This window comes from Sulfitobacter sp. G5_S2_6_S6 (genome assembly GCF_054968505.1).
On the sequence record NZ_JBQKUI010000002.1, the window covers coordinates 380,710 to 392,730 of the forward strand.

A 12,021-nucleotide genomic window follows, 5' to 3' on the forward strand; every position below is an offset into this window, starting at 1 on the left:
GTTTGCCCCCTGTCGCACATACTTCTCCCACTATGGACAAAACACCTACAGTTTTAGACGAGATGAACGACCGTTCGCGCGAGGTGTTCCGCCGCGTGGTCGAAGGCTATCTGGCGAATGGCGATCCCGTGGGGTCGCGCACGCTGACCTGTGATTTCAGCGAAAAGGTCAGTGCGGCGACGATCCGTAATGTGATGCAGGATCTTGAATATATGGGCCTGCTCGGCAGCCCCCATGTCAGCGCCGGTCGTATCCCGACGCAGATGGGGCTGCGCATGTTCGTCGACGGCATGATCGAGATCGGCGATCCAACCGAGACGGACCGTGAAAAGATCGACGCGACCGTTGGCAGCAACAACGCCGATGTCAGCGGCATTCTTGATCGGGTGGGGTCGGCGCTGTCCGGCGTGACCCAGGGCGCCTCGCTTGTGCTGACGCCCAAGCACGAGGCGCCGATCAAGCATATCGAATTTGTTTCACTGTCTCACGATAGGGCGCTGGTCGTTCTAGTCTTTTCCGACGGTCACGTGGAGAACCGATTGTTCACACCGCCGCCGGGCCAGACCCCCAGCAGCATGCGTGAAGCCGCGAATTTCCTGAATGCGCTGGTCGAGGGGAAAACCATCTCGGAATTGCAGCGCACCATCGCGCATGAGATCAGCCAGCGGCGCCAGCAGATCGACGTTCTTGCGCAGCAGCTTGTAGAAAGCGGTCTGGCGCTGTGGCAGGGCGAAGGGGAATCCCCCGAGCGGTTGATCGTGCGCGGACGGTCGAATCTGATCAACACCGAAGGCGAGGCCGAGAACGTCGAATTGATCCGCCAGCTGTTTGACGACCTTGAACGCAAGCGGGATATCGCGGAATTCCTCGAATTGGCCGACGCGGGCGACGGTGTGCGCATTTTTATTGGTTCTGAGAATAAACTTTTTTCACTTTCGGGTTCCTCTCTGGTCGTTTCCCCTTATATGAACGCTGATCGTAAGGTGATCGGGGCGGTCGGTGTGATCGGCCCCACGCGCCTTAATTATGGACGTATCGTGCCGATTGTGAATTACACGGCGCAGCTGGTTGGAAAGCTGATTTCGAACCGCAGCTAGAGGTGAATTATGGCAGAGCCGAAAGAGAACGAATTTCTGGATGATATCGATGACGCAGAGGCCGAAGCCTATGCCGACGAGATGTCCGAAATTGACGACGAAGCGCTGGAACTGGACGAATTGCGTGCCGAGCGTGACCAGCTGAAAGACCGTTTCATGCGGGCCCTGGCCGACGCAGAGAACGCGCGCAAACGATCCGACAAGGACCGTCGCGAGGCGGAAAACTATGGCGGGTCGAAACTGGCGCGCGACATGCTGCCGGTCTACGACAATATGAAACGCGCCTTGGAAGCCGCTACAGAAGAGCAGCGCACCATCTCCGGCCCATTGCTGGAAGGGATCGAGCTGACGATGCGCGAGTTGCTGAGCGTGTTCAAGAAGCACGGCATCGAAGTTATCTCGCCCGCAGTGGGTGACAAGTTCGATCCGCAGCATCATCAGGCGATGTTCGAGGCACCCGTGCCAGACACCAAAGCAGGCGATATTATCCAGGTCGCCGCCGAAGGTTTCATGTTGCACGACCGTCTGCTGCGTCCGGCGCAGGTTGGCGTTTCCTCTACCCCCGCAGGGTAAACGCCCGGGATAGAGCGGCCCTTCGGGGAGGATTTAGCACCATTTGGAAGCGAGGGAGGCGGTCAGGTTTTGGCCGCCTCTTTCAATTTATAGAGCAGGTCGAGCGCTTCACGTGGAGAGAGCTCGTCGGGGATAATCTCGGCCAGCGTTTCTTCGAGCTTGGAGCTTTGTTTTGGTTGAGGCGCAGGTGCCGGTGCCACGGCAAACAGGGGCAGGTCGTCGATCAGGGTTTTCTGCGTCGCGCCGCCTTCGCGTTCGCCCTTTTCCAACGCTTCAAGCACGACGCGTGCGCGCGCGATGACGGAAGGCGGCAGGCCGGCCAATTGCGCGACCTGCACACCGTAGGACCGATCGGCGGCGCCTTTGCGGACCTCGTGCAGGAAGATCACCTCTCCGTCCCATTCCTTGACCGCGACGGTGGCGTTATCGACCCCGCCCAGCTTGTTCGAAAGCGCGGTCATTTCATGGTAGTGCGTCGCGAACAAAGCGCGAGAGCGGTTGATATCATGCAGGTGTTCCAGCGTGGCCCAAGCGATGGACAAGCCGTCATAGGTCGCCGTGCCGCGCCCGATTTCATCCAGGATCACAAGCGCGCGGTCGTCCGCCTGATTGAGGATTGCGGCGGTTTCGACCATTTCGACCATAAACGTGGAACGGCCCCGTGCCAGATCGTCAGAGGCGCCGACACGGCTGAAAATCTGGCTGATCAGGCCGATGTGCGCGGTGGCGGCAGGCACGTAGCTGCCCATTTGCGCCATCAGGGCGATGATCGCGTTCTGCCGCAGGAAGGTCGATTTACCCGCCATGTTAGGGCCGGTCAGCAGCCAGATATTCGCGTTGTCGCCATCGGCCGACAGGGTGCAATCGTTGGCGATAAAGGGGCTGCCGGATTGCTGGGCCAAGGCGCGTTCCACGACCGGATGGCGGCCCCCCTGAATGTCGAAGGCACGTGAATTGTCGACTCGGGGTTTCACCCAGTTTTCGGACTGCGCCAGATCGGCCAGACCGGTGGCCAGATCAATCTCGGCCAATCCAGCCGAGGCGACACCGATCGGGCCGGAGTGATCCAGAATCGCGCGTTTCAACGTTTCATAGAGCCGCTTTTCAATCTCCAGTGCGTGGTTGCCCGCGTTGAGGATCTTTGTCTCCATCTCGGACAGTTCCACGGTTGTGAAACGGACCTGATTGGCGGTGGTCTGACGGTGGATAAAGGTATCGGACAGCGGCGCCGACAGCATTTTCTCGGCGTGGGTCGCTGTGACTTCGGCGAAATACCCAAGCACGTTGTTGTGTTTGATCTTCAACGTCGAGATACCGGTGAGCGTGATGAAATCCTGCTGCATCTGGGCAATGACGCTGCGGCCTTCGTCCCGCAGGGTGCGCACCTCGTCCAGTTCGGCGTCATAGCCCGGCGCGATAAAGCCGCCGTCGCGGGCCAGCAGGGGTGGTTCGGCGATCAGCGCATCGTCGAGCAGATCAATCAGGCTGTCATGGCCGGTAAGCCCTTTGGCGGCCTGCGCCAGCAGATCGGGCAGGGCGGCGGCTTGCATCTTGTCGGCCAGATGGCTGGCTTCGGTCAGGCCGTTGCGGATGGCGGCAAGGTCACGGGGGCCGCCACGGTCCAGTGACAGGCGCGACAGGGCGCGGTCCAGATCAGGGACGTTGCGCAGATGCTGGCGGATGTCATTTCGGATCGACGGTGTGTCATAGGCAAAGCTGATCGCGTCCAGACGGGATTGAATCGTCTCTAACACACGGGAAGGTGACGAAATACGCCGTTCCAGCAGCCGGGCGCCACCGGCGGTCACTGTCTTGTCCATAACGGATAACAGCGTACCGGCGCGACCACCGGTCAGCGCATGTGTCAGTTCAAGATTGCGACGTGTGGCAGCGTCGATCTGCACGCTGCGGGCCTCGGCCTCTTTCTGCGGCGGGCGCAGGAGGGGGAGTTTGCCCTTCTGTGTAATCTCGAGATAGTCGATGATCGCGCCCATAGCCGAGATATCAGCCCGTTCAAAACTGCCGAAGGCGTCGAGCGACCCGATGCCGAACAGATCGCAGACCCGTTTTTCGGCGCTGCTGCTGTCAAAGGCAGAGCGTGCGATAGGGGTCAGCGCGATGTCGAAATCAGAGACTAATTCGCGTAAATCAGCCTCTTTCGCTTCTGACACGATCAGCTCTGACGGGGACAGGCGGGCCAGTTCGGGGCCAAGGCGCGACAGGGTCAGGGGCATCACGTGAAACGCGCCGGTCGAAATATCGACCCAGGCCAGCGCATGACCGTCGCGGACCTCTGCAAATGCGGCCAGATAGTTGTGGCGCCGCGCTTCGAGCAGGGATTCCTCGGTCAATGTGCCGGGGGTGACCAGCCGCACGACATCGCGTTTGACCACGGATTTATAGCCGCGTTTCTTCGCCTCCGCCGGGCTTTCCATCTGTTCGCAGACCGCCACGCGGAAGCCCTTGCGGATCAGCGTCAGCAAATACCCTTCGGCGGCATGCACCGGAACGCCGCACATGGGGATGTCTTCGCCCCCGTGTTTGCCGCGTTTGGTCAGCGCGATATCCAGTGCTTCAGCCGCGGCGACGGCATCGTCAAAGAACATCTCGTAGAAATCGCCCATGCGGTAGAACAGCAGCGCTTCGGCGTACTGGGATTTAAGCTCTAGATATTGCGCCATCATTGGCGTGATTTTTTCTTCGGTCACCCTGCGCCCCCGGTTCGAGTTAACGTTGTGTACAAAACCGCGCCTCCGGACGAAAGGGCGGACCGGCGTTGCACGCGCGGCGTCGCCGCGACGTCGTGCAAACCGTGAGCGCCATCATGATTGTGTGAGGGGCCGATCGGCGATATCAAGCGGGAAACCATGAGGAAAGCCGTTCTAGTGACCAAAAACCGCATCACGTCCGAAGAGGCGCTCGCCTTTCACCTTGAACCCACGCCGGGCAAGTTCGAAATCACCGCAACCGTCCCGATGACGACCCAGCGGGATCTGAGCCTCGCCTATTCCCCCGGTGTTGCCGTTCCCTGTGAAGCGATCGCCGAAAATCCCGAGCTGGCATATGACTATACCAACAAGGGCAATATGGTCGCGGTGATTTCCAACGGCACTGCTGTTTTGGGCTTGGGCAACCTTGGTGCGCTGGCGTCGAAACCGGTGATGGAGGGCAAGTCGGTGCTGTTCAAACGGTTCGCCGACGTGAATTCGATCGACGTCGAGCTGGACACCGAAGACCCAGAGGCATTCATCAACGCGGTCAAGCTGATGGGGCCGACGTTCGGCGGGATCAACCTTGAGGATATCAAGGCGCCGGAATGTTTCATCATCGAACAGCGTCTGAAAGAAGAGATGGATATTCCCGTCTTTCACGACGACCAGCACGGCACCGCGGTGATCTGTGCTGCGGGTCTGCTGAACGCTTTGCGCATTTCGGGCAAGAAGATCGAAGATGTGCAGATCGTGTTGAACGGTGCGGGGGCGGCGGGGATCGCCTGTCTTGAACTGCTCAAGGCGATGGGGGCCAAGCATAACAACTGTATCATGTGCGATACAAAAGGTGTGATCTATCAGGGCCGTACCGAGGGTATGAACCAGTGGAAGTCGGCCCATGCCGCGCAGACCGAGCTGCGCACGCTGGAAGAGGCAATGAAGAACGCGGATGTGTTCCTGGGTGTGTCGGTCAAAGGGGCGGTGACGCCCGCGATGGTCGCCAGCATGGCGGATAATCCGGTGATCTTCGCGATGGCGAACCCCGATCCTGAAATCACGCCGGAGGAAGCGCACGAGGTACGCCCCGATGCGATTGTCGCCACGGGCCGCAGCGATTACCCCAATCAGGTTAACAACGTTTTGGGCTTTCCTTACCTGTTCCGCGGGGCGCTGGATATCCACGCCCGCGCCATCAACGACGAGATGAAGATCGCCTGCGCCCACGCTTTGGCCGATCTGGCACGCGAGGATGTGCCGGACGAAGTGGCGCTGGCCTATGGCAAGAACCTGAGCTTTGGTCGGGATTACATCATTCCGACGCCGTTCGATCCGCGTCTGATCCATCGTATTCCGCCTGCTGTTGCACGTGCAGGTATGGACACCGGCGCCGCGCGGCGCCCGATCATCGATATGGATGCCTACGAGCTGAGCCTGAAGTCGCGGATGGACCCGACGGCGAATATCCTGCGCGGGATCAACGCCCGTGCCCGTGCTAATCAGGCGCGGATGATCTTTGCCGAAGGGGATGACCCCAAGGTTCTGCGGGCTGCGGTGATGTATCAACGCTCCGGGCTGGGCAAGGCGCTGGTGGTCGGACGCGCTGACGACGTAAAGGCCAAGCTGACGGCGGCGGGGATGGAGGATGCCTACCGCGAGCTTGAGGTCGTGAATGCGGCCAATACCCAGCACCTGGAGACGTATAAGTCATTCCTTTACAATCGCTTGCAGCGCAAAGGGTCGGACAGCAAGGACATCCACCGTCTGGCCGCCCGTGACCGCCACGTCTTTGCCGCCTTGATGTTGGCGCACGGGCATGGCGATGGTCTGGTGACCGGTGCAACCCGCAAATCCGCCCATGTGCTTGAACGGCTAAACCACGTGTTCGATGCAAATGCAAAACACGGCGCCGTCGGGATCACTGCGCTGCTGCACAAGGGGCGGATTGTGTTCATCGGCGATACGCTGGTGCATGAATGGCCGAACGAAGAAGACCTTGCGAATATTGCTGAAAAAGGGGCCAAGGTCGCCCGCCACATGGGGCTTGAGCCGCGGGTTGCCTTCGTTAGCTTCTCTACCTTTGGCTATCCGGTTTCCGAGCGAGCAGAAAAGATGCAGCGTGCCCCAGATGTGCTGGACGCACGCGGGGTCGATTTCGAATACGAAGGCGAAATGACCGTGGATGTGGCGCTGAATGCCGAAAGCCAGAAGAACTATCCGTTCTCGCGGCTGACAGGGCCTGCGAATATCCTCGTCGTGCCGGCGCGGCATTCGGCCAGTATCTCGGTCAAATTGATGCAGGAAATGGCGGGGGCCACAGTAATCGGCCCGATCCTGACGGGGTTGGACAAGTCGATCCAGATCTGTTCAACCACATCCACCGCGAATGACATCCTGAACATGGCTATTCTGGCGGCCTGTAAGGTCGGCGAATGATCTGGAACCTCGGCTCTATCAACGCGGATAATTTCTACTATCTGCGGCATCTGCCGGCGCCGGGGGAAACGATTGCCGCGCATGATTTCCGGCAAGGGTTGGGCGGGAAGGGGGCCAATATGTCGGTCGCCGCCGCCCGCGCCGGAACGCGCGTTATGCATATCGGCGCCGTGGGGCCGGACGGTAAATGGACCGTGGACCGCTTGCTGGAATACGGCGTCGAAACGCAGCATATCAGCTTGATCGACACGGCCACCGGTCACGCGAATATCTGCGTGGCCGAGGATGGCGAAAACTCTATCGTGTTGTTTTCAGGGGCCAATCACCAGATCACCACCCAGATGATCGGGGCCGCCCTGGCAGAGGCATCGCCCGGTGACTTTCTGCTGATGCAGAACGAAACCCTGGGCCAACGCTTTGCCGCGCAGACCGCGCATACTCTGGGCCTGCGCGTCGCCTATGCCGCCGCGCCCTTTGATGCTGAAATCGTGGCGCAGGTTCTGCCCGACATTAATCTGCTGGTGTTGAACGAGGTCGAGGCAGAGGCGCTTGAAAAAACCACAGGCACCCGCATCGACGCGCTGCCGATCGACGATATTATCGTGACCTTGGGTGCTGAGGGGTGCAAATGGGTCTCTAACAAGGCGAAAACGGTGCAAAGCTTTCCGGCCTATCCGGTCAAAGCCATCGATACCACGGGGGCGGGGGACACGTTTACCGGCTATCTGATCGCCGCCTTGGACCGCAAACTGTCGATGCCGGATGCGATTGCGCTGGCAATGCAAGCTGGCGCCTTGATGGTCACGCGGCAAGGGACAGCGGATGTGATCCCGGACCTCAAGGACATCCAGGATCACGGTTTTGACGAAGATTAACGCTCGCGATTAACGCGGGGTTAACGTTATTTCGCGAAGGGCGCAGCGCTACCCCAAAGTTGTTTCACGCGCTGGTCGCGCCCGCAGCCGTTGCGATAGCGCTTGTAGGCGACGGATTTCTTCACACCCAAGCCGACGCTGGTAAAGGCCAGACGATCATCGCTTTTGTAGTAATCTTGGTGGTAGGCATCGGCGGGGTAGAACGCGGCTTTGCCCAAGATCGGGGTTACGACGTTCTTGCCCAAAGCGGCCTGCGCATCGGCCTTGGCCTTTTCTGCAGCGGCCTTCTGCCCGTTACCGTCGGCAAAAATCGCGGTGCGGTAGCTATCGCCGCGGTCGCAGAATTGCCCGCCCGCGTCCGTTGGATCAACCGACCGGAAGAACATCGACAGCAACTGGTCCGCAGACACCACCGCCGGATCATACTGGATCTGCGCCGCTTCATAGTGCCCGGTGCCGCCGGCGACGACCTGTTTATAGGTGGGGTTTTTCACGCTTCCGCCCGCAAAACCCGATACGACCTCTTTCACGCCCTTAACGCTTTCAAAGTCCGCTTCAACGCACCAAAAGCAGCCGCCCGCGACCAAAAGCGTCTCTGTTCCGGCGGCTTTTGCGGTTGTCGCCTGTGCTGCAAGACCCAGACCAATGGCGGCGCTTAACGCGATCATGCGCATATTTGTGGCAAATCCCATGGAATACTCTCCTTTGTTTTGCCTGACGGTGACCGCAATGCCTGCGCGACGCAACTCAGGTGCCTGTGATGTCACGGCCAAGTGATGTCGGTTTCACCCTTGGCCCCGCGGCGCGAAGTTCTTAGCGTCAGCCCCAAAGAAGGAGCAATTTGATGCAAACCCACGTCACCACGCACCAAGCCGAAGAAGATGCCCGCAATGAAGACATTTTGATCTATTTAAACGGTCAGATTGTCCCCAAGGCACAGGCCGTGGTCAGCGTCTATGACAGCGGTTTCATGCTGGGCGATGGCATCTGGGAAGGGCTGCGGCTGTATGATGGTACATGGGCCTTTCTGGACGATCATTTTGACCGCCTGTTCGAGGCGTCCAAAGCCATTGACCTTGACATCGGGATGACGCGCGACGCCCTGATTTTAGCCTTGTTAGAGACGCAAAAAGCCAATGGCATGACCACCGACGCCCACGCGCGTCTGATGATCACACGGGGGCCAAAAACGCGGCCCTTCCAGCACCCGTCGCTGTCGCAATCGGGCCCCACCATCACGATCATTATGGAACACTCGCGCCCGAATATGCCGCGCCCGATCCGGCTGGCCACAGTACCGCATCTGCGCGGGCTGCCGATGACGCAGGACCCAAAGCTAAATAGTCATTCCAAATTGAACTGTATTCTCGCGTGTATTGCCGCGGAAAAAGCGGGTGCCGACGAAGGGCTGATGCTGGATATTAACGGTTTCGTGAATACAACCAACGCCTGTAACTTTTTCATCGTCCGCAAAGGGGAGGTTTGGACCAGCACCGGCGATTACTGCATGAATGGAATCACCCGTCAGAAGGTCATCAACCTGTGCCGCGCCAATAATATCCCGTGTTTCGAAAGGAATTATTCATTGGTCGACACCTATGGTGCCGACGAAGCCTTCTTGACCGGCACATTCGGGGCGCAAACACCTGTCGCGATGATCGACGGCCGCCAGATTGGCACGGGCGACATGGGGCCGGTAACAAAAAAGCTGCGCCGCTTGTACAAAGACCTGATCGCAAAGGAATGTGCCTGATGCGTATCGCAATGTGGTCCGGCCCGCGCAATCTGAGCACGGCGATGATGTATAGCTTCGGAAACCGGGCCAATTTCACCGCGATGGATGAACCGTTCTATGCGCCGTATCTTAAGGCCACCAGCGCCGATCATCCGATGAAAGATGAAATTATCGCGGGCCATGAATGCGACCCCCTGAGCGTCGCAGCGCGCTGCGCAGAGCCGGGCACGCCGCATCGCTATATGAAACACATGCCCCATCATATGATTGACGGGTTTCCAATGGATTGGGCAGAGGGCTGCGTGCATGTCCACCTGATACGCCACCCCGCCCGCGTGATCGCGAGCTATACCGCGAAACGAGAAGCGCCGAATTTTAGTGATATCGGCTATGGCCAACAGACCGCGCTGTACGATCAAATCGGTGGGCTGGTCATCGATTCCGCTGATATTCGCGCGAACCCCGAAGGCATGCTGCGTAAGCTGTGTGATGCCATCAACCTGCCCTTCGATCCGGCAATGCTATCCTGGGCGGCGGGCCCACGTGCCGAAGATGGCATCTGGGCATCACATTGGTATGGTGCCGTGCACAAAAGCACCGGTTTTGCAGGGGCAGAGGGGCCGTTGCCCAGGCTTGAACCTGCCGCAGAAGCGCTGTGTGCCAAAGCACTTCCTCATTATCAGAAGCTTTATGATCAACGGCTTAGGTGATTTCGGGTAAAAATCTTCGATTTATCGAAACTAAATCATCTCATGTTGCGTGAATTATCAGGAAGAACCACGCAACAAGGAGATTTAACATGAAGATGTTTACAGCAACCGCTCTGGCTCTCACGCTTGCCACGGGTACAGCCTTCGCCGCCGCACACAGCAACGCGATGGTCGAAGCGATGGATCAAGATGTATCCAACGGTGTGGTCAGCGCCGATAAGGTGATGGCAACTGAAAACGGCTGGATGGTCGTTCACCGCACAGATGCGGAGATGAAACCCGGCCCCGTTGTCGGCTACGCGCCTCTGCGTGCCGGTGAAAACGTCGACGTTGCCGCCATTCTGCAAGAAGAAGTGAAATCCGGCGATATGTTGATGCTCATGGTCCACTCCGAAGAGGGCGGCATGAAAACCGGCGGCTTTGAATACACATTGGGTGCCAAAGAAGACGGCCCGATCAAGCCAGACGGTAAATTGGTGATGACGGTTATTACTGCAGAGTAAACCGTTCTAACCCAAGAGAAGGCCCGGACAGAATATCCCCCTGTCCGGGCCTTCTTTGTTTACCCTTTGAGGCGCTTATCGCGTGCGGCCAAGAGCTTGAGGCGCAGCGCGTTCAGCTGAATGAAGCCCGCTGCGTCTTTTTGATCATAGGCACCAGCGTCATCTTCAAATGTCACGTGGGCTTCGGAATACAGCGAATGATCCGACCAGCGGCCGACGGTACGCACGTGGCCTTTGTACAATTTCAGTCGAACTGTACCGGTTACATGGGTTTGTGAGGCATCAATCGCCGCTTGCAGCATGGTGCGCTCGGGGCTGTACCAGAAACCGTTATAGATCAGCTCCGCATAGCGCGGCATTAGCTCGTCCTTCAGGTGCATCGCCCCACGGTCGAGAGTGATTGATTCGATCCCGCGGTGTGCTTCAAGCAGCAAGGTGCCGCCCGGCGTTTCGTAAATACCGCGGGATTTCATCCCGACAAAACGACCCTCGACAAGGTCAAGGCGCCCGCAGCCATGTTTGCCGCCAAGTTCGTTCAATTTAGCCAGAAGTGTCGCGGGCGACATGGCTTCGCCGTTGATGCTTACCGCATCGCCACGTTCAAACCCGATTTCCACATACTCGGGCGTATCTGGTGCTTGCTCTGGCGAGACGGTGCGCTGGTACACATAGTCGGGCGCGTCCACGGCCGGATCCTCCAACACTTTGCCTTCCGAAGAGGTGTGCAGCAGGTTCGCATCCACGCTAAACGGCGCTTCGCCACGTTTGTCCTTCGCCACGGGGATCTGATGTTTTTCGGCAAATTCGATCAATTTAGTCCGGCTGGACAGGTCCCATTCCCGCCATGGCGCGATCACCTTGATGTCGGGGTTCAACGCATAGGCCGCCAATTCGAAGCGAACCTGATCGTTGCCCTTGCCTGTCGCGCCGTGCGCAACGGCATCGGCGCCGGTTTCGGCGGCGATTTCAACAAGGCGTTTGGAAATCAGAGGGCGCGCGATGGAGGTGCCCAACAGATATAGGCCTTCGTAGACCGCATTGGCGCGGAACATGGGGAAGACGAAATCGCGCACGAATTCTTCACGCACGTCTTCCACGTAAATCTCGGATGCGCCCATCATTTCAGCTTTGGCGCGGGCGGGCTCAAGCTCTTCGCCTTGGCCGAGGTCAGCGGTAAAGGTAACCACCTCGCAGCCATATTCGGTTTGCAGCCATTTCAGGATGATCGAGGTATCAAGCCCACCAGAATAGGCGAGCACAACTTTTTTGGGCGCGGACATGATGTTTCCTTTTCGGTTTGCACCGCGAAGTACCTGTTTTTCAAGGCGTGAGCAAGATTGAAGGCTGCGTTGACCGCGTCACCTGGGAATCGTATCGACAAGTA

Annotated in this window: 10 protein-coding genes; 7 read left to right on the top strand and 3 right to left on the bottom strand. The window is 58.6% G+C overall.

Annotation, left to right across the window (positions count from 1 at the left end):
- Positions 1–62 precede the first annotated feature (62 nt).
- Positions 63–1,097: a heat-inducible transcriptional repressor HrcA gene (gene hrcA / locus ACTRWK_RS05865; protein WP_462843820.1), complete on the top strand. Its 1,035-nt coding sequence runs from the start codon at positions 63–65 to the stop codon at positions 1,095–1,097.
- 9 nt (positions 1,098–1,106) lie between these two features.
- A complete protein-coding gene (locus ACTRWK_RS05870) occupies positions 1,107–1,670 on the top strand; it encodes a nucleotide exchange factor GrpE (protein ID WP_005850788.1) in 564 nt (187 codons plus the stop codon).
- 62 nt (positions 1,671–1,732) lie between these two features.
- On the opposite strand, the gene mutS is transcribed toward ACTRWK_RS05870, so the two are convergent.
- The gene (mutS, locus tag ACTRWK_RS05875) at positions 1,733–4,354 is read right to left on the bottom strand and encodes a DNA mismatch repair protein MutS (protein WP_289081939.1); all 2,622 of its coding nucleotides are present in this window, start codon (positions 4,352–4,354) and stop codon (positions 1,733–1,735) included.
- Between the two features lie 201 nt (positions 4,355–4,555).
- On the opposite strand from mutS, the gene ACTRWK_RS05880 reads away from it, so the two are divergent.
- A complete protein-coding gene (locus tag ACTRWK_RS05880; RefSeq protein WP_005850791.1) occupies positions 4,556–6,814 on the top strand; it encodes an NADP-dependent malic enzyme in 2,259 nt (752 codons plus the stop codon).
- Complete coding sequence (locus ACTRWK_RS05885; RefSeq protein WP_289081926.1) at positions 6,811–7,689, top strand: ribokinase; 879 nt, start codon at positions 6,811–6,813, stop codon at positions 7,687–7,689. The genes ACTRWK_RS05880 and ACTRWK_RS05885 overlap by 4 nt, the downstream gene beginning before the upstream one ends.
- A gap of 26 nt (positions 7,690–7,715) precedes the next feature.
- Here ACTRWK_RS05885 and msrA read toward each other — a convergent pair whose 3' ends face one another.
- Complete coding sequence (gene msrA / locus ACTRWK_RS05890) at positions 7,716–8,381, bottom strand: peptide-methionine (S)-S-oxide reductase MsrA (protein WP_289081927.1); 666 nt, start codon at positions 8,379–8,381, stop codon at positions 7,716–7,718.
- 152 nt (positions 8,382–8,533) lie between these two features.
- On the opposite strand from msrA, the gene ACTRWK_RS05895 reads away from it, so the two are divergent.
- From ACTRWK_RS05895 to ACTRWK_RS05905, 3 genes are all read left to right on the top strand, one after another.
- Positions 8,534–9,442: a D-amino acid aminotransferase gene (locus ACTRWK_RS05895; RefSeq protein ID WP_289081928.1), complete on the top strand. Its 909-nt coding sequence runs from the start codon at positions 8,534–8,536 to the stop codon at positions 9,440–9,442.
- Entirely contained in the window at positions 9,442–10,134 is a 693-nt protein-coding gene (locus ACTRWK_RS05900; RefSeq protein ID WP_037942401.1) for a sulfotransferase-like domain-containing protein, read from the top strand. Before ACTRWK_RS05895 ends, ACTRWK_RS05900 begins: the two co-directional genes overlap by 1 nt.
- Positions 10,135–10,223: 89 nt before the next feature.
- Positions 10,224–10,637, top strand: a complete 414-nt coding sequence (locus ACTRWK_RS05905; protein WP_005850801.1) for a DUF7282 domain-containing protein — start codon at positions 10,224–10,226, stop codon at positions 10,635–10,637.
- Positions 10,638–10,696: 59 nt separating this feature from the next.
- Here the strand turns inward: ACTRWK_RS05905 and ACTRWK_RS05910 are convergent, their stop codons facing one another.
- Positions 10,697–11,917, bottom strand: a complete 1,221-nt coding sequence (locus ACTRWK_RS05910; protein ID WP_005850804.1) for an argininosuccinate synthase — start codon at positions 11,915–11,917, stop codon at positions 10,697–10,699.
- Positions 11,918–12,021 lie beyond the last annotated feature (104 nt).